Annotated in this window: 14 protein-coding genes; 5 read left to right on the forward strand and 9 right to left on the reverse strand. The window is 63.9% G+C overall.

All coding sequences use genetic code 11. From position 1 onward, the window contains the following. Positions 1 to 8: 8 nt before the first annotated feature. From OWC48_RS39080 to OWC48_RS39090, 3 genes are read left to right on the forward strand one after another with little or no spacing between them, the layout of a single operon-like run. A complete protein-coding gene (locus OWC48_RS39080; RefSeq protein WP_282524774.1) occupies positions 9 to 1,520 on the forward strand; it encodes an ABC transporter substrate-binding protein in 1,512 nt (503 codons plus the stop codon). A 31-nt stretch (positions 1,521 to 1,551) separates the two neighbouring features. Next, positions 1,552 to 2,493: an ABC transporter permease gene (locus OWC48_RS39085; RefSeq protein ID WP_014496956.1), complete on the forward strand. Its 942-nt coding sequence runs from the start codon at positions 1,552 to 1,554 to the stop codon at positions 2,491 to 2,493. Between the two features lie 3 nt (positions 2,494 to 2,496). After that, complete coding sequence (locus OWC48_RS39090; RefSeq protein WP_282524775.1) at positions 2,497 to 3,384, forward strand: ABC transporter permease; 888 nt, start codon at positions 2,497 to 2,499, stop codon at positions 3,382 to 3,384. Positions 3,385 to 3,601: 217 nt separating this feature from the next. On the opposite strand, the gene OWC48_RS39095 is transcribed toward OWC48_RS39090, so the two are convergent. The 9 genes from OWC48_RS39095 to OWC48_RS39135 all read right to left on the reverse strand — a co-directional run bounded on the left by OWC48_RS39095 (position 3,602) and on the right by OWC48_RS39135 (position 15,061). Then, positions 3,602 to 4,348 (reverse strand): hypothetical protein, encoded by a 747-nt coding sequence (locus OWC48_RS39095; RefSeq protein WP_282524776.1) that lies wholly within the window; start codon positions 4,346 to 4,348, stop codon positions 3,602 to 3,604. Between the two features lie 9 nt (positions 4,349 to 4,357). Further along, on the reverse strand, positions 4,358 to 5,608 hold the full coding sequence (locus OWC48_RS39100; protein WP_282524777.1) for an adenylate/guanylate cyclase domain-containing protein: 1,251 nt from the start codon (positions 5,606 to 5,608) through the stop codon (positions 4,358 to 4,360). Beyond that, entirely contained in the window at positions 5,605 to 5,994 is a 390-nt protein-coding gene (locus OWC48_RS39105) for a response regulator (protein ID WP_014496960.1), read from the reverse strand. The genes OWC48_RS39100 and OWC48_RS39105 overlap by 4 nt, the downstream gene beginning before the upstream one ends. Then, a complete protein-coding gene (locus OWC48_RS39110) occupies positions 5,991 to 8,576 on the reverse strand; it encodes an ATP-binding protein (RefSeq protein ID WP_282524778.1) in 2,586 nt (861 codons plus the stop codon). The genes OWC48_RS39105 and OWC48_RS39110 overlap by 4 nt, the downstream gene beginning before the upstream one ends. 151 nt (positions 8,577 to 8,727) lie before the next feature. Then, entirely contained in the window at positions 8,728 to 11,823 is a 3,096-nt protein-coding gene (locus OWC48_RS39115; RefSeq protein ID WP_282524779.1) for a MexW/MexI family multidrug efflux RND transporter permease subunit, read from the reverse strand. A 70-nt stretch (positions 11,824 to 11,893) separates the two neighbouring features. Continuing rightward, on the reverse strand, positions 11,894 to 13,087 hold the full coding sequence (locus OWC48_RS39120; protein WP_282524780.1) for an efflux RND transporter periplasmic adaptor subunit: 1,194 nt from the start codon (positions 13,085 to 13,087) through the stop codon (positions 11,894 to 11,896). 1 nt (position 13,088) lies between these two features. Further along, positions 13,089 to 13,790, reverse strand: coding sequence for a TetR/AcrR family transcriptional regulator (locus tag OWC48_RS39125; protein WP_071915901.1), 702 nt, complete (start codon positions 13,788 to 13,790; stop codon positions 13,089 to 13,091). Positions 13,791 to 13,931: 141 nt separating this feature from the next. Next, positions 13,932 to 14,522: a thiamine pyrophosphate-dependent enzyme gene (locus OWC48_RS39130; protein ID WP_282524781.1), complete on the reverse strand. Its 591-nt coding sequence runs from the start codon at positions 14,520 to 14,522 to the stop codon at positions 13,932 to 13,934. Next, positions 14,519 to 15,061: a hypothetical protein gene (locus tag OWC48_RS39135; protein WP_014496966.1), complete on the reverse strand. Its 543-nt coding sequence runs from the start codon at positions 15,059 to 15,061 to the stop codon at positions 14,519 to 14,521. The genes OWC48_RS39130 and OWC48_RS39135 overlap by 4 nt, the downstream gene beginning before the upstream one ends. 108 nt (positions 15,062 to 15,169) lie before the next feature. Here OWC48_RS39135 and OWC48_RS39140 point away from each other — a divergent pair, with 108 nt between their 5' ends. Then, a complete protein-coding gene (locus OWC48_RS39140; protein ID WP_282524782.1) occupies positions 15,170 to 16,402 on the forward strand; it encodes a cytochrome P450 in 1,233 nt (410 codons plus the stop codon). A 196-nt stretch (positions 16,403 to 16,598) separates the two neighbouring features. Next, positions 16,599 to 17,813, forward strand: coding sequence for an ornithine--oxo-acid transaminase (rocD, locus tag OWC48_RS39145; RefSeq protein ID WP_282524783.1), 1,215 nt, complete (start codon positions 16,599 to 16,601; stop codon positions 17,811 to 17,813). Positions 17,814 to 18,029 lie beyond the last annotated feature (216 nt).

The raw sequence follows: 18,029 nt of genomic DNA on the forward strand, positions 1-18,029 counted from the left end.
TGAGAGCGATGAGTTTCATGCGTTTGACAATCCTGGCGTCGGCTGTGCTGACGTCGCTCATGGGCGCAGCCCAGGCTCAGACCACGCTTCGCATCGGCATCGCCGAAGACCCCGACATCCTCGATCCCAGCATCGGCCGCACCTATGTCGGCCGCATCGTCTTCTCCGCCTTCTGCGACAAGCTGTTCGACATCGACGAGAAGCTCAACATCGTGCCGCAGCTCGCGCTGTCCTACGAGACTTCGGCCGACGGCAAGGAGATGACGATCAAGCTCCGGCCCAACGTCAAATTCCACGATGGCGAACCGCTGGACGCGGAAGCCGCAAAGTTCTCGCTCGAGCGGCACATGACGCTGCCGACCTCGTTCCGGAAGTCCGAGCTTGCCAGCGTCGACCATGTCGAGGTGGTCGATCCCCTGACCATCAAGCTGGTGCTCAAGACCCCCTACTCGCCCCTGATCGCCCAGCTCACCGACCGCTCCGGCATGATGGTGTCGCCGAAGGCGGCCAAGGAAGCCGGCGACAAGTTCGGCCTGCATCCGGTCTGCGCCGGCCCCTACAAATTCGTCGAGCGTGTCCAGCAGGACCGCATGGTGTTCGAGAAGTTTGCCGACTACTGGAACAAGGACAACATCCATATCGACCGCGTCGTGTTCCTGCCGATCGTCGACGCGACGGTGCGGCTTGCGAACCTGAAGTCGGGCGGGCTCGATCTGATCGAGCGCGTGCTCGCCACCGACATCAAGGACGTGCGCGCCGATTCCCGTCTCGTGCTGTCGACCGCGCCGGAGCTCGGCTATCTCGGCTTGACCGTCAATATCGGCAACGACAAGACCAAGGGGCCGCTGAGCCAGTCCGCAAAAGTCCGTCAGGCGCTGGACCTGTCGATCGATCGCGAAGCCCTCAACCAGGTCGTCTTCAACGGCGAGTTCACGCCCGGCAATCAGTGGGTCAGCCCGAAGCATCCCTATTACCAGAAAGCGTTCCCGGTTCGCGGTCGCGACATCGCGAAGGCCAAGGCGCTGCTGAAGGAAGCTGGCGTCACCGCGCCGGTGACGGTGGATTACATGATCCCCAAGGGCGCGGAGAACGAAGCCGTCGCCCAGGTCGTCCAGTCGATGGCCGCCGAAGCGGGCTTCGACATCAAGATCCGCGCGGTCGAGTTCGCCACGACCTTCAAGCAGGCCCAGGCAGGCGAGTTCCAGATCTTCCAGATCAACTGGAGCGGCCGCATCGATCCTGACGGCAATTCCTACATCTTCATGCGCAGCAAGGCGCCGCAAAACGACGGCGTGTACGCGAACCCCGAGGCCGACAAGTTGATGGAAGATGGACGCATGACGTCCAACGTCGAGGAGCGCAAGGCGATCTATGAAAAGCTGACCAAGATCCTGCTCGACGATTTGCCGATCATCTACATCTATCACCGCACACTGCTCATCGCACACACGACCAAGCTTCAAGGCTACAAGCAGATGCCCGATGGGCTGGTGCGCGTAGTCGGATTGAAGTTCAAGTGATCACGGCAGCGGTTGGGACGCGCGTGGAACCATGCTGAATTTCCTCGCCCACCGCATCGCGCAGATCGTGCCGACACTGTTCTTCGTGTCGGTGCTGATCTTCTCACTCCAGCAATTGCTGCCGGGCGATCCCGCGCTGGTGATGGCCGGCGAGGAACGCGATCCGGCCGTGATCGAGCAGATCCGCCAGCAGTACAAGCTCGATCAGCCGATCCCCGTGCAGTACGTCTATTGGCTCAAGGGCGTTCTCTCAGGCAATTTCGGCGAGTCTTTGCGCAACAAGATGCCGGTGCGCGAGCTGATCGCACAGAAACTGCCGGTGACGCTCCAGCTCGGCTCGATGGCGATCCTGATCGCGTTCCTCATCGGCATTCCCGCCGGCATCATCTCCGCGGTGAAGAAGGGCACGGTTTGGGACTATGGCGCCAATCTGTTCGCGCTGTGGGGAATCTCGACGCCGAATTTCTGGCTCGGAATCCTCATGATCTTCCTGTTCTCGATTCACTTGGGCTGGCTGCCGGCCTCAGGCTATGTGCCGCTCACCGAGAACTGGCGCGCGAGCCTGGCCGCCACCATCATGCCGGCCTTCGTGCTCGGCAACGCAATTTCGGCGGTCCTGATGCGGCACACGCGCAGCGCCATGCTCCAGGTTCTGGAGAGCGACTATGTCCGCACCGCGCGCGCGAAAGGTCTCTCCGAGCGCTCGGTGATCCTCAAGCATGCGATGCGCAACGCGCTGACGCCGATCATCACCCTCGGTGCGCTCGAGCTCGGCACGCTGTTGTCGGGCGCGGTGCTGACCGAACAGATCTTCTCCATCCCCGGCTTTGGCAAGCTGATCGTGGATGCCGTATTCAACCGTGACTATGCTGTGGTGCAGGGCGTGGTTCTGGTGACGGCCACAGTCTACATCACGCTGAATCTCGTTGCCGACGTCGCCTATGTCCTCGTCAATCCGCGGCTGAGGGGCTAGGCGATGACCGACGCAGCACTGCCAGTCGGTCCCGCCACGCAGGCCTACGAGCTGGACAGCCCGGCCCGCCGCGCGCGGCGGCGCCTGTTCAAGCGCAAGGCTGCGGTCTTCGGGCTTGTCGTGATCACGGCTTTCATCCTGCTTGCGGCCCTTGCCCCGCTGGTCGTGCCCTATGATCCCATTGCAACGAGCTGGAGCCTGGTGCGCAAGCCGCCCACCGCGGCACACTGGTTCGGCACCGACGATCTCGGCCGCGACATCCTGAGCCGCGTCGTCTACGGCGCGCGGGCCTCGCTGATGGCGGGTCTGATCTCGGTCGCGATCGCGCTCGGGATCGGTGTCCCTCTTGGTCTCCTCGCCGGCTATCGCGGCGGATTTGTTGACGCGCTGATCAGCCGGATCACCGATGCAATGTTGGCCTGCCCGTTCCTGATCCTCGCGATCGCACTGGCTGCCTTCCTCGGTCCCAGCCTCGGCAACGCCATGATCGCGATCGGCATCTCGGCAACGCCGATCTTCATCCGTCTGACGCGCGGGCAGGTCTTGAGCGTCAAGGCCGAAGACTATGTCGAGGCGGCGCGCGCGCTCGGCAATCCGCCGTGGCGGATCGCGTTCTCGCACATCCTGCCGAACATCCTGCCGGCGCTATTGGTGCAGGCGACACTGTCGATCGCCGCCGCCATCATTGCCGAAGCGGCGCTATCGTTCCTCGGCCTCGGCCAGCAGCCGCCGGCGCCGTCCTGGGGCAGCATGCTCAACGCGGCGCAGCGCTTCCTGACCCAGGCGCCGTGGATGGCGATCTGGCCGGGCCTTGCGATCTTCCTCGTCGTGCTCTCGCTGAACCTCCTCGGCGACGGCCTGCGCGACGCGCTCGACCCGCGCCAGCGCTAAGGCCTGATGGGATGAGCCTCGACCCGCGCCCCGACGTAGGTGCGTTCCCTCCCCCTTGCGGGGGAGGGTTAGGGAGAGGGGTAGCCCAGGAAAAGGTGCCGGTTGCTGATGACGCGCCGAGGCCGACGCGCAAAGGATAGAATCCCCGTGTGGCCCCCCTCCCTGCCCCTCCCCCGCAAGGGGGGAGGGAACGGAGAGAGCGCCGCTGTCGAGGACCTCAAATCACGGTCTCGCGCATCACGCGGCGGCAATCCATCTCGTATTCGAGGTCCACCACCGGCGGACGGGCGAAGTGCCAGGTCAGGCCGGAGCGCAACGCGCCGCGGCGGACCAGTTCGTCGACCAGCGCGTGATGGAAATCGTGCACGGAATAGGCCTGCACGCCAGTGGTGTCCTTCCAGCCGAAGCCGAAGGCCGTCATCCGGTTCTCCATCTGCGACGTCGTGGTGAACCGCACCTTCTCGCGGAGGCCCTCCGGACTGAGGTCGCGGTAGCGCACGGTGCGCTCGACATAGGTGCCGCCGCCCTCGCGCGCCTCGGCGCCACCGGCAATCACGAAGCTTGGTGCCTTCGAGGTTGTCGGACGCGTGAAGGAGAAGGCATAGAACGACGGCTCGGACGGCGGATCGAACTCCGGACAGACATTGCTGCGCGCCACCGGATTGGTGGTGCCGTCGAAGATGCCCCATTCCGACAGCGTCTTCACATAATGCAGGTTGAATGCGCGAAAGCCTTCCTCGCTGAAGGCCGCCGGTGAGCGCAACTCGCAGGCGCAGAACGCCGTCAGCGGACGCCCTGCTTCCTGGATATACTTCGCCGCGAGCGCAAATCCCTCGGCCAGCGGCACCATGCGGTCGAACCGAACCCGCTCGATCTCGTAGCCGTCGTCAGCGGCGGCACCGGCCGAATACTGGAACACGGACGGAATGAAACGATAGTTGCCGGCGGAGAAATCACCAATCATGTCGAACTCCTAATCCAGTTTCATGCGGATACCCTTGGCGCCGTTGAGCAAGCGCTTCAGGTGAAAGCCGGCCAGGGAATCGTCGGCGTGCATCCCGACCAGCGCGGCAAAGGCGGGCATGGCCCCGACGTCGCCGGCCTCCATCTTGGCAAAAGCCTCGGAATATTGCGCCGTCCTTGGCGCTTCGAACTTTTCCTGCGGCAACGGCTCGAATGCACGCAGCGGTTCGCTGCGTCCGCGCAGCATCAGATCGCCGACGGGACGGCCTTGAAAATGCTCCGCCGCCTTGGCGACGCTGGCACTGGCGCAGATGCGTGTTCCCAGATGCTTGTTGGCGGCCTCCAGCCGCGCCGCGATGTTGATGGTGTCTCCATACGCGGTGTAATCGAAGAAGCGGTTGCCTCCGAAATTGCCGACCAGCGCCGGCCCGGCGTGAATGCCGATCCGGGTGGTGCCGAAATTCACGCCCATGGCCCTCTGGCGCGCGCAGAAATCCTGCGCCCAGGCATCGAGGTCATGGGCGCAGGCGACCGCACGCGTCGCATAGTCCGGCTGATCGCCGGGCGCATTGAAGAGCACCTGGATCGCATCGCCGATGATTTTTGCGACCGTCCCCTCATGCGCGAAGATGGTTTCGGTCATCCCGCCGACATATTCGTTGAGGAGCGCGCCCAGCGTCTCGGGCGGCGCGCTCTCGACCAGGGAGGTGAACCCCGTGATATCCGTGAAGATGGTCGCGACATCGCGCCACTGCACCTCGATCCCCTCACCCTCGCCGCCGGCTACCAGACGCTTGGCGAGCTCGGGCGAGAAATGGCGCGACAGCGCGGCATGGGCCCGCTCCGCCTCCATCTGACGGCGCCGCACCTCGCGCAGCATCTCGATATGGCGAATGGTCTTCTCGATCGTGGCTTCCAGGTCGGCGAAGTCGATCGGCTTAGTGAGGAAGTCGAACGCGCCGCGGTTCATGGCGGTGCGGATGTTGCTCATGTCGCCGTAGGCCGAGACGATGATGGTCGATTTCTTGTCTTCGGCCTCCTGGAGCTTCGCCAGCAGCGACAGCCCATCCATCCTCGGCATGTTGATGTCGGAGACCACCATGTCGACATGCGGGTTCTGCTCGAGGGATTCCAGCGCCTCGACGCCGTCGCGCGCAAACATGATGGCCACGAGCCCGTCGCGGATCTGCCTGCGGAACTTCTGCAGGATCAGCGCCTCGAGGTCTGGCTCGTCATCGACGAAGAGGATGGTCGAAGTCATGCGGCTTGCTCGAGCCTCGTGTCGATCTCCTGCCGGAGCAGCGCAAAATCGATCGGCTTGGTGAGGAGCCCGATGGCGCCACGCTCGATCGCCTTCCGGCGCGTCTCGGCGTCGCCATAGGCCGTGATCATGATGACGGGAACGTCCGGATGCTCCGCGCGCACCTTGGGCAGCATGTCGAGCCCGCTCATGCCGGGCATGTTGATGTCGGACAGGATCAGGATCAACGAAGGGTCGCGCACCTCGGAGGCGAGCCTGAGCGCGTCGGACGCGGACGGCGCGAATTCCATCTGGAAGCGTCCGGCGCGCAGGTCACGCCGGAACTGCTGCCGGAACAGCGCCTCGACGTCGGGCTCGTCATCGACGACCAGGATGTAAACGTTCAACTCTTGCCTCCGGGAGTGCCGCCTGCCGCCATCATGCGCGGCAGCGTGATGATGAATTCGGTGAATACACCGGGCTCGGTGTTCACGTCGATCGTGCCGCCGTGCTGTTTCACGACGATGTCATGGCTCATGGACAGGCCGAGCCCGGTGCCCTCGCCGGCCGGCTTGGTGGTGAAGAACGGATTGAATAGTTTCGCCTTCACCTCGGGCGGAATCCCCGTGCCGTTGTCGCGGATCCGGATCTCGACCTTGTCGCCGAGATTTTTCGTCGTCGCGTTCAAGGTGGGCTCGAAGCCGTCCGTCGCACTCTCCTTGCGCTTGGCCGCAGCATAGAAGCCGTTCGAGATCAAATTGAGCAAGACGCGCGCGATCTCCTGCGGATAGACATCGACCATCCCGGCCCCGGGATCGAACTCGCGCTCAAGCGTGACGTTAAAGGCGGGCCGTTCCGCGCGCGCGCCGTGATAGGCGAGATTAAGGCTTTCCTCGACGATGGCATTGATATCGCTGGGACGATGCTCGCCGGAACCCGCGCGCGAATGCAGCAGCATGTTCCTGACGATGGAATCGGCGCGCTTGCCGTGCTGCACCACCTTTTCCAGATTACTCTTGAGCATGCCGGTCAGCTCGTCGATCTCCTCCTTGCTCTTGCCGTCGAAAGAGACCGACTGCAGGGTCTCATTGAGCTCGTCGATCAGTTCGGTCGAGACCGCGGAGAAATTGTTGATGAAATTGAGCGGGTTCTTGATCTCGTGGGCAATTCCCGCCGTGAGCTGACCGAGGGAGGCGAGCTTCTCGGTCTGGATGAGGCGATCCTGCGCGGCGCGCAGGTCGTCGAGAGATCGTGACAGCTCCTGCGTCCGCATGCGCAGCTCGTTCAACAGGCGCGTATTTTCGATCGCGATGACGGCCTGGTTGGCAAACGACGCGATCAGCGCGATCTGCTTGTCGTCGAAGGCGGCCGCTTCGACCCGGGCGACACCGATCGCGCCGATCACCTTTTCCCTCAACAGCATCGGCGTGAACAGGACCGAATTGAACCCGAAATCCCGCGCAAATTCCCTGGTGGAAGATGGTGCCGAGGGGTTGCCCAATATCGGCTGGAATTGCACCGTTCGCTTGGACAGAATGGCGAGGCCGCCCACCGTGTCGTCGGCCAGCGCGCGCGGATATCGCTCGGTCAGCCGCTCGAAGCCGGGCTGCCCATCTGCCGCCGGCATCTCAACCGTCCCATCGTGAACGGTCTGCACCACTGCAAAGCGGGTATCGAACATTCGCAGCAGATTTCGTACGATCGCGTCGAACACCGGCTTGGTGTCGTGCATTGATCCGCTGATCGACGCGAGAATCTCGGCGGTCGCAGTCTGTTGCTCGAGCGATTCACGCAGTTCCGCCGTCCGCTGCTCGACCTTGTTTTCCAAATCCGAATAGGATTCCTGCAGGCGCGCGCCCATGTCGTTGAACTGGTCGGCGAGTCCCTCGAGTTCGTCGCCGGTCCGGATCGAGATGCGCTGCGAGAAATCGCCGCCGCCGATCCGCTCGGCGCCGCTGCGCAGGGCCTGGATCGGTCCGACCATGCGGCGTGCGAGAAATATCCCCGCGAGCACCGCGAAGATCGACGCTGCGAGCAGCACGATCGCCAACCGCTGCAGCGAGGCATAGAGCGCAGCATACGCCTCCTCGACCGGGAGCTCGGCGAACATGGTCCAGTGCAGCGGCTCGATCGGGGCCGATGCGGTCAGCACTTTTTGCCCCTGGATGTTGCGCGCCTCAGGAAGCACGTCGGACCTGGTGCCGCCTCCGGCCAGTGCGGCGCGCACCTGCGCGAGACCGGACATGTCGGTGTTGCGCAGGACCAGGCTGATGTCGGGATGCGCGATCAGGCGCCCCTCCGGGCCGACGACATAGGCATGTCCGTGCTCGCCGACCTTGATCTGGGACACGACGTCCCAGATCAGCTTGAGATTGACCTCCGCGATGCTGACGCCGGCATCCTTGCGCGCGCCGGCCAGCGCGAGCGTCATGTAGGGCTCGGACTCCCTGCGGAAATAGACTGGGCCGTAATAGACCTTGTGCGCGACCGCCTCGGTGAACTTCGGGTCGGCCGACAGGTCGATCCCGCTGTCGATCGCGTCCATGGCCAGCCGCGAGACCCGCAAGCGCTCCTTGCCGGCCGCATCGACCTGGGCGAGCTCGGTGATCGCGGGCACCTGGCGCAGGAGCCGTTGCGCGTCGAACCGGCGCTGCTCGATCGAGCCCGCCGACCAGGGCAGCTGCGTGGTCCAGCCGAGCTGGCTCTCGATCTCCTTGACGAACTGGCCGATCTTGGCCGCCGCCGCCTCGGCCTGTTCATGCTGGACCCGGATCAGCGCGGCCTTGTGCTCGCGATAATAGAAGAAGACCTCGAACAGCCCGTTGGCCAGCAGCGCTATGGCGACGACGGCCACGAACAGCGCGACATATTTGGTGAAGAGCCGGATCCTGATCCCGCGCGCCGCCGCCTCGCCGCGCACGACGCCAGCCGCGGCGGCGCCCGGCGCTGCCGTGGCTTGCGGGGTGTCGGGGTGGAGGGAGATGCTCATCCCGGCGAATCTAGCAAGAAGGCCGGATTTTGTCTCTCGCCAACGCGGAAAGGACTCCCCCGTAAGCCTGACGGCGTCTACGGGCTGCAGGGCAAATGAAAAAGGGCGGCAACGGAAGCCGCTGCCGCCCTCCTGGTTCGCTGACCTCGGCTTAGGTCGGGCGCAACGCCTTGGAATTGAGGTCGAGATCGTTGACCTCCTTGTTCCGCTCGGAATCGGCCGCCGCGCGGTGGTCGGTTGCCAGCACGACGTAGACCGCGGGCAGCACGAACAGCGTGAACAGCGTGCCGATCGACATGCCGGCGACCACCACGAGACCAATCGAGAAGCGGCTGGCCGCGCCTGCACCGGACGCAGTCAGGAGCGGGATCAGGCCGGTCACCATAGCGGCCGTGGTCATCAGGATCGGCCGCAGACGAATACGGGCCGACATTTCGATGGCCGAGCGGCGGTCGAGCCGCTCATTGACCTGGAGCTCGTTGGCAAACTCCACCATCAGGATGCCGTGCTTGGTGATCAGCCCGACCAGTGTCAGCAGGCCGACCTGGGTATAGATGTTCATGGTCGCCACGCCGAAGAACAACGGGATCAGCGCGCCGACGATCGCCATCGGCACCGAGATCATGATCACCAGAGGATCGCGAAGACTCTCGAACTGCGCCGCCAGCACCAGGAAGATGATGACCAACGCGAAGCCGAAGGTGACCGCGAGCTGATTGCCCTCCTGCACGTATTGCCGGCTGTCCGCGAGATAGTCGTGGCTGAAACCCGCTGGCAGCTTCTTGGCTTCGCCTTCCAGGAAGTCGACCGCCGCACCAACGGTCACGCCCGGCATCGGCACGGCGGAGAAGGTCGCCGAGTTCAGCTGATTGTAGTGCGTCAGCGAATTCGGGTCGGTCTTGGTCCGGATCGAGACCACCGTCGACAGCGGGAGCTGCTGACCGGTGTTGGTCGTCACGTAATAACCGCCGAGCGATTCCGGCGAGAGCCGCTGGCCGCGCGGCACCTGCGGAATCACCTGGTAGGAACGGCCCTCGAGATTGAAGCGATTGATGTAGTTGCCGCCGAGCAGCACCGCGAGCGTGCTGCCGAGATTCTGCATGTTGACGCCGAGATCCTGCGCCTTGGTGCGGTTGATCGTGACCTCAACGTTCGGCTGGTTATAGGCGAGGTCGCTGTCGGAGACGATGAACATGCCGCTCTTGCGCGCAGCGTCCTTCAGCTTCTCCATCTGCTCATAGACCGTCTGGAACCCGGCGGTGGAGTTGATCACCATCTGCACCGGCAAGCCGCCCGGGCCGCCGGGCAGCGGCGGCAGGTTGAACGCGAACGCCTGCACACCTTCGATCTTGGAGAGCTCGGCCTGCACCAGCGGCTTCAGCTGGATCGACGAGCGCTTGCGCTCCTCCCAGGACTTGAGCAGCATGCCGGCGATACCGCCCTGCGGGCCGTTGATGCCGTTCAGCACGAAGCGCAGATCGGTCTCGGGGAATTTCTGGAATTCCTTGTCGAGTTTCTCGCCATAGAAGTCGACATAGTCGATATTGGCGTATTTCGGCGCCTTGGTCACCGCGAACACGATGCCCTGGTCTTCCTCAGGCGCCAGTTCCTTCGACGTATGCATGTAGAGAAAGCCGACGAGCCCGAGGATCGTCACCGCGAACAGGCCGGTGATGGCCTTGTAGTCGAGCGAGCGGTCGAGCCTGCGGCCATACCAGCGCGTGAGCGCGCCAAACACCCTGTTGACGAGCTTCGCGAAGCGGCCCTCTTCGGTGTTCTTGAGCAGCACCGAGCACATCATTGGTGACAGCGTCAGCGCGATCACGCCCGACACGATCACCGAGCCGGCAAGCGTGAAGGCGAACTCGCGGAACAGCGAGCCGGTGAGACCGCCGAGGAATCCGATCGGCGCGTACACCGCGGCGAGCGTGATCGTCATCGACACGACGGGACCGACGATCTCGCGTGCGCCCTGTAGCGCCGATTGTACGGGTGTCTTGCCCTCCTCCAGATGGCGATGGATGTTCTCCACCACGACGATGGCGTCGTCGACCACGAGGCCGATCGCGAGCACCATCGCGAGCAGGGTCAAGAGGTTGAAGCTGAAGCCCAGGGCCAGCATCAAGGTGCAGACGCCGATCATCGACAAGGGAATCGTGACGACGGGAATGATGACCGAGCGGAACGAGGCCAGGAACAGGAAGATGACCACGATCACGATGATCACCGCTTCGCCCAGCGTCTTCTCCACCTCGTCGATCGAGGATTGGATGAACTTGGTCGAGTCGTAGGCGACCTTCATCTTCATCGACGGAGGCAGATTGCGTTCGAGTTCGGGGAACAGCGCGCGCACGCCCTTCACCAGCGTCAGCGGATTGCCCTGCGGCGTCGCCTGCACACCGATGAAGATCGCGTGCTCGCCGTTGAAGGCGACGCTCGCATCCGTGCTCTGGGCCGCAAGCTCGACGGTGGCGATGTCCTCCATCCGCACGAAGCCGCCGTCCTTGGCCTTGACGATCATCTTCTTGAACTGGTTGACGTCGGTCAGGCCGGTGTTCGTCGAGACGTTCGAGACGATGAGGTAGCCCTTGGTCTGGCCCGCCGCGGACTGGAAGTTGTTGGTGGTGATCGCGGCCGCGACATCGGCCGGCGACACGTTGCGGCCGGCCATTTTCACGGGATCAAGCCACAGCCGCATCGCAAAGGTCTGGCCGCCGAGAATGTCGGCGGAAGCCACGCCATCGACGGTCGACAGCACCGGCTGCACCACGCGCGTCAGATAATCCGATATCGCCGAGCCCGACAGCTCCTCGGACGAGAAGCCGAGATACATCACGGCCGTGGTCTGGCCCGTGGTCTTGGTGACGATCGGATCGTTGGATTCCTTTGGAATCAGGTACTTGACCGAGTTCGTCTTGGCCAGGACCTCGGTCAGCGCCTGGTTCGGATCGAAGTTCAGCTTGATGTAGACCTGGATCGTCGAGGTGCCGAGCACCGAGGACGAGGTGATGTAGTCGACGCCCTCGGCGGAAGCGACGGCCTGCTCGATCGGCGTGGTGATGAAGCCCTGGATCAGGTCCGCGGACGCGCCGGGATAGACGGTCGTGATGTTGATGACCGTGTTCGACAGCTTCGGATACTGCCGGATCGGCAGCACCATCGCCGCACGCAGGCCGATCAGCAGGATCAGCAGGCTGACGACGACCGCCAGAACCGGTCGCTTGATGAAAATATCGGTAAATGCCATCGCGGCGATCTCGATTTCTTTGTCTCAAGAAAAGTGATCCGGCCGAGCCGGATCACTTGGATGGTGTTGATCAGTAGCGCGGCGGCTGCGCCGGGATCTGCGGAGCCGGGTCGGTCGAAATCGACACCGGAGCGCCCGATTGCAGCTTGAGCTGGCCGACGGCGACGACCTTGTCGCCCGGCTTAACGCCCTTGATGATTTCGACGCGACCGTCGACGCGGTTGCCGGTCTGCACGAAGGTGCGCACCGCGGAGAGGCTGGTCTTGCCGTCCTGTTCCTTCTTCTCGGTGATCACGAACACCGAGTCGCCGTACAGCGTGTAGTCGACCGCCGTCTCCGGCACGGTGATCACGGCCGGCTTGTCCGGCAGCACAACCGTGGTGGTCACGAACATGCCGGGCTTCAATATCTTCTCCGGATTGGAGACAGTCGCCTGCACGCGGATGTTGCGGGTGTCGGTCGAGATCTGCGGCTCGATCGTGGTGATCTTGGCATCGAAGGTGCGGCCGGGGTAGGCGTCGACCTTGAGCCGGACCGGCTGGCCGACCTTGAGGTTGCCTGAGTCCTTTTCGGTCACGGTGAAGTTCGCCCACAGCTCCGACAGGTCGGTCAGCGACACGATCGCCGTGCCAGCCGTCAGATACTGGCCGACCTCGACCTTGCGCATGCCGAGATCGCCGGAGAACGGCGCGCGCACCAGCTTCTGCGAGATCAACGCCTCGGTCTTGGCGATACCGGCCTGCGCCTGGTCATAGGCGGCCTGCGCGGTATCAACGGTCGCCTGCGGACCGAACTGGCGCGATGCCAGTTGCTTGGCGCGATCGAGCGAGAGCTGGGCGACGGTCGACTGCGCCTTGTAATTGGCGAGGTCGCCCTGATCCGGCGCGTCGAACAGCTGCACCAGCGGCGTGCCGGCTTCGACACGCGTACCCGGCTCGAACTTGATCTCGGTGACGCGGCCGTTGACGTCGGCGCTGATGTCGACCTGGTGCACGGCGGCAAGGCCACCGACTGCGGTGAGCAGGTTCGGCACCACCTCGGACTTCGCCTCGGCCGCGCTGACCGCCGTCGGCGGCGGCTTGTTGTTGGCGAAGAACTGCTTGATCATCTGGCCGCGGAAGTAATTGAACCAGACGAGGCCGCCAACGAGCACGCCCAGGAGCGTGCCGACAATGATGAACCACAGCACCGGCCTAACCGGACGCTTGGGAGCCTTGGTGTCGATCGGTTCGCCCGAAATCTTGTGTTCGGTTACGATGTTCATGTCATGCGCTTTCTGCAATCGCCGTCTTGCCCGCATCCGCGGCCTGATCGCGGCCCAAATGCGAAGCAATTGCGGCGTCGTTAAGTCCGATACCCCTCAGGAGAAACTCACAGAGCTGCCGCTCCAGATCGTTCGCCTTGCCGTAGACGAGACAGGGCGTGGCCGGCAGCCTGGTCAGCGCAGCCATCATCACCGAATGATGCGCGAACCAGAACAGGTTGAGCGGATCGCCGCTGAACGGCCGTGCGTCACCGCTGGCAACCGCGCGCTCGAGCGAGGCGAGGAAGACCGCCCCGATCAACTTCTCGATTTTGGCATATAGCAGACGGGCGAATTCGCCGTCATCCAGATGGCTGGTGGCCATCAGTCGCAGGCGCTGCGCCTCCTCCTGATCAGGCCCGTCGGCGATGTGGAGGAAATGCTGGACCATGCCGCGGATCAACTCGACCAGCGTGGCCGTCGAGGGCTCCCGCTCGAGCAGGTCCATCAGTGCCGGATCGGCTTCGCATTCGTCGCTGAGGATTTCGGCGTAGAGCGCCGCCTTGGACGGGAAATGCTTGAACAGCAGCGCCTCGGAAATGGCCGCGGCGGCCGCCACGCTCTTGGTCGTGGTGCCGGTATAGCCGTGTCGGGCAAAGCAGCGCTTTGCGGCGCCGAGGATCAATTGACGCCTCAGGTCGCTCGTCATTCGCAATGAGCTCATGTTAGTGAGTAAGCACTCACCCACGCAAAAGTCAAGCAGAATGCTGCGACGCAACCTATGTGGGTGCAAACTTGTTGGAAAATGGCCACACTCCCCCGCCCGAAGGCCCCGGGCCGTCGCTCAGGACGGAGCCAAGCGGGGTTAGATCGGCTGGAAGCCGAGATCGCCACGGATCCGGTTGACGATGTAAGTCCCGTCCCGGACTGGGAGAATCCGGTCGAGGCTGGCGCTGTCGATCTTCACATTGGCAAATCGCGGCCCCGCCGAGACGTCGTGGACGGCTTTGGCGAAGGCCTCCACCTCGGCCATGGTCGAGATCGCGCGGGCGTCCCCGATGCCGCAGGCCCTGGCGACGCCGACGAGGTCGGCAGCCGCGGAAGTGTGGCTGGTCTGGCCACCGGTCTCACCATAGGCCTCGTTGTCGAGCACCACGATCGAGAGATTGGACGGCTTCTGCAGGCCGATGGTGGCAAGGCTCCCCATCCCCATCAGCATCTCGCCGTCGCCGGTGATGACCAGCACCGGCAATTTGGGTTGCGCCAGCGCCATGCCAAGCCCGATCATCGCCGCGCCGCCCATGCCGCCCCAGAGGTAGAAGTTGCGCGCGTGGTCGCCGGCGGCACACATGTCGTTGGTGGAGGCCCCGAGGCCGCCGATCGCAACGACGTCCTTGCGGTTCGCAAGCAGGGTGGACACCACCTGACGGCGGTCGAGGAGGTTGGCCTTGCTCATTTGGTGAAAACCTTGGCGCCGATCAGGCGCTGCGACAGCAGGACGGCGGTGGGCGTGAGCGCGTTGTAGGCTTGCGCTGCGGCCGCCTCCAGCACGGCCGGCACCTCGGCCGCATTGGACGCGCGCAGCACCTGGACGCCCGAGAGCTCGAACACGCCCTGCGTGGTCGATCCCATCGGCACCTGCCATGGATTGAACTCACCCCACTCGCCGCGCATGGTCACCAGCGTCAGGAACGGAAAGCGCAGGATCGGGATCAGCGACAGCATGTTGATGCAATTGCCGACGCCGCTCGACTGCATCAGAAGCACGCCACGCTGTCCGCCGGTCCAGGCCCCGGCCAGGAGCGCGACGCCCTCCTCCTCCGTCGTCAGCGGAATGCCGCGCATCGTGGATGAGGCCAGCACGCGTTGGATCAGCTTCGAATGGCCGGCATCGGGCACGTAAGGCACCTGCCGGACGTCGAAGCGTTGCAATGTCGCGAAAATATCGTCGGGCCAATTCGGGGCCGTGTCGGCAGCGTCAGCGCGGGCGTGCATTTTCCTGTCCGGTCGGCTTGCAAATCACGACACGACTGTAGACGGTGAGCCGAGCCGCTCGAAAGAGCGAAAACAGCATATCGGTCTCAACCGGCGAGTATGGCGGCGATGAACGCAAGTGCGAAAGAACTGGCGGCCAATTTCGATCTGGAGAAGCTGACACCCGCATTCTACGACGATCCCTACCCGACTTATCGTGCACTGCGGGAAAACGAGCCGGTCAAGCGCCTCCCCAACGGCACCGTGTTCCTGACCCGCTATGACGATCTCGTCACCACCTACAAGAACACAAAGTCGTTCAGTTCGGACAAGAAGCGCGAGTTCGCGCCGAAATACGGCGACACCCCGCTTTACGAGCACCACACCACGAGCCTCGTCTTCAACGACCCGCCCGCCCACACTCGCGTGCGCCGCCTGATCATGGGCGCGCTGTCGCCGCGCGCGATCGCGGGCATGGAGCCTGATATCGTCAAGCTGGTCGACAGCCTGCTCGATGCCATCGCCGCCAAGGGGGATTGCGAGCTGATCGACGACTTCGCCGCGTCGATCCCCATCGAAGTGATCGGCAATCTGCTCGACGTTCCCCACGACGAACGCGGGCCGCTGCGCGACTGGTCGCTGGCGATCCTCGGTGCACTCGAGCCGGTGGTATCGCCCGAAGTGGCTGCGCGCGGCAACAAGGCGGTGAAGGACTTCCTCGCCTATCTCGAAACCCTGGTCGCGCGCAGGCGCCAAAAGCCTGGCAATCCCGAGCGTGACGTGCTGACGCGCCTGATCCAGGGAGAAGGCAGCGGCGAGGAGAACGGCGAGCGGCTGACCGAGAAGGAGCTGCTGCACAACTGCATCTTCCTGCTCAATGCCGGGCACGAGACCACCACCAATCTGATCGGCAACGGCCTCGTCGCGCTGCACCGGAATCCGGACCAGAAGCAGCGGCTGATCGAAAACTCCGACATGATCAAGACCGCGGTCGAGGAGATGCTGCGCTACGAGAGCTCGAACCAGCTCGGCAACCGCATGACGACAGAGGCGATCGAGCTCGGCGGCGTCATGCTCGACGCCGGCACGTCGGTGACGCTGTGCATCGGGGCGGCCAACCGCGATCCCGCGCATTTTCCGGACCCCGAAAGTTTCGACATCGCGCGCACGCCGAACCGGCATCTCGCCTTCGCCACCGGCGCACATCAATGCGCCGGCATGGCACTGGCGCGGCTCGAAGGGGCCATTGCAATCTCGCGCTTCCTGGCGCGCTTCCCGAACTATGCCGTGAGCGGCCATCCGGTGCGGGGCGGACGGGTGCGGTTCCGCGGCTTCCTGAGCGTGCCCTCCTCCATAGGTTGAGGGCCCTAAAACAATAAATTCGAAAACAACCCCATGCACAGTAGCGGAGGTTGGCGGAAGATTGCCTCTGTGGATCCACATAACCATTTGACTAGGGGAGGCAAATCAGCGGCATCGCGCATCTCGCCGATGCCCGGATCAATTTAAGCGTGGTGCAGTCGGTTGACGCCGGCACGCAGCAATGGAGTGACGAAAGATGAGCTCGTCCGTCATTGATTTCCTCGCAACAGAAGCGCGCCTTGGCGCCCGTAATTACGAACCGATCGGGGTCGTCCTGTCGCGCGGCGAAGGTGTCTGGGTCTGGGATACCGACGGCAACCGTTATCTCGATTGCCTCTCGGCCTATTCCGCGGTCAGCCAGGGCCATTGTCACCCCAAGATCCTGGCGGCGATGGTGGAACAGGCACACCGGCTGACGCTGACCTCACGCGCCTTCCACAACGACCAGCTCGCCCCGTTCTACGAAGAGATCGCGGCGCTGACCGGCTCCCACAAGGTGCTGCCGATGAACAGCGGCGCCGAGGCGGTCGAAAGCGCGATCAAGTCGGTGCGCAAATGGGGCTACGAGGTGAAGGGCGTGCCGGACGGCCAGGCCGAGATCATCGTCTGCGCCGATAATTTCCACGGACGCACGCTGGGCATCGTCGGCTTTTCAACGGACCCCGAGACCCACGGACACTTTGGACCGTTCGCGCCGGGCTTCAAGATCATCCCGTTCGGCGACGCCGCGGCGCTCGAAGCAGCGATCACGCAAAACACCGTCGCCTTTCTGGTCGAGCCGATCCAGGGCGAGGCCGGCGTCATCATTCCACCAGCCGGCTATTTCACCAAGGTGCGGGAGCTCTGCACGGCCAACAACGTCATGCTGGTGCTCGACGAGATCCAGACCGGGCTCGGCCGCACCGGCAAGCTGCTCGCCGAACAACACGAGGGAATCGAGGCGGACGTGACCCTGCTCGGCAAAGCCTTGTCCGGCGGCTTCTATCCGGTGTCGGCCGTGCTCTCGAACAACGACGTGCTCGGGACATTGCGACCCGGACAGCATGGCTCGACCTTCGGCGGCAACCCGCTTGCCTGCGCGGTGGCGCGCGCGGCGATGCGCGTGCTGGTCGAGGAAGGCATGATCGAGAACGCGGCCAGGCAGGGCGCGCGCCTTCTGCAAGGCTTGAAGGACATTCGCGCCAACACGATCCGCGACGTACGCGGGCGCGGCCTGATGCTGGCGGTCGAGCTGCATCCCGAGGCCGGCCCCGCGCGCCGCTACTGCGAGGCGCTCCAGGGCAAGGGTATCCTCGCCAAGGACACCCACGGGCATACGATCCGCATCGCCCCGCCGCTGGTGATCACCAGCGACCAGGTCGACTGGGCGCTGGAGCAGTTCGCCACGACCCTGACGCAGGATTTGTCTTGAAGCTGCCTGCGGCGGAAGATCGTACCTCCGGCCGCGGCCGACAACGAACCATTCCGCCATTTGTGCGCTGAAAGCTGATCACTGGGCGAGTACTCATCTGTGGACGCCCCGCCAGATGCAAGCGGTTTTTGAGGAAGATTGGCACGTAGTCGGATGCTGCCATCTGTCCGGCCTCTGATGCAGCGATGGAGCTGCGGGCCTGTATGGGAGTTCGCG

The organism is Bradyrhizobium sp. Arg816, from assembly GCF_029989365.1.
Taxonomy (GTDB): Bacteria; Pseudomonadota; Alphaproteobacteria; order Rhizobiales; family Xanthobacteraceae; genus Bradyrhizobium.

Bases quoted from the DNA above. Each gene is read 5' to 3' on its own strand.
- OWC48_RS39080 (WP_282524774.1), top strand. From the start codon at position 9: ATGAGTTTCATGCGTTTGACAATCCTGGCGTCGGCTGTGCTGACGTCG.
- OWC48_RS39085 (WP_014496956.1), top strand. From the start codon at position 1,552: ATGCTGAATTTCCTCGCCCACCGCATCGCGCAGATCGTGCCGACACTG.
- OWC48_RS39090 (WP_282524775.1), top strand. From the start codon at position 2,497: ATGACCGACGCAGCACTGCCAGTCGGTCCCGCCACGCAGGCCTACGAG.
- OWC48_RS39095 (WP_282524776.1), bottom strand. From the start codon at position 4,348: ATGATTGGTGATTTCTCCGCCGGCAACTATCGTTTCATTCCGTCCGTG.
- OWC48_RS39100 (WP_282524777.1), bottom strand. From the start codon at position 5,608: ATGACTTCGACCATCCTCTTCGTCGATGACGAGCCAGACCTCGAGGCG.
- OWC48_RS39110 (WP_282524778.1), bottom strand. From the start codon at position 8,576: ATGAGCATCTCCCTCCACCCCGACACCCCGCAAGCCACGGCAGCGCCG.
- OWC48_RS39115 (WP_282524779.1), bottom strand. From the start codon at position 11,823: ATGGCATTTACCGATATTTTCATCAAGCGACCGGTTCTGGCGGTCGTC.
- OWC48_RS39120 (WP_282524780.1), bottom strand. From the start codon at position 13,087: ATGAACATCGTAACCGAACACAAGATTTCGGGCGAACCGATCGACACC.
- OWC48_RS39125 (WP_071915901.1), bottom strand. From the start codon at position 13,790: ATGAGCTCATTGCGAATGACGAGCGACCTGAGGCGTCAATTGATCCTC.
- OWC48_RS39130 (WP_282524781.1), bottom strand. From the start codon at position 14,522: ATGAGCAAGGCCAACCTCCTCGACCGCCGTCAGGTGGTGTCCACCCTG.
- OWC48_RS39135 (WP_014496966.1), bottom strand. From the start codon at position 15,061: ATGCACGCCCGCGCTGACGCTGCCGACACGGCCCCGAATTGGCCCGAC.
- OWC48_RS39140 (WP_282524782.1), top strand. From the start codon at position 15,170: ATGAACGCAAGTGCGAAAGAACTGGCGGCCAATTTCGATCTGGAGAAG.
- rocD (WP_282524783.1), top strand. From the start codon at position 16,599: ATGAGCTCGTCCGTCATTGATTTCCTCGCAACAGAAGCGCGCCTTGGC.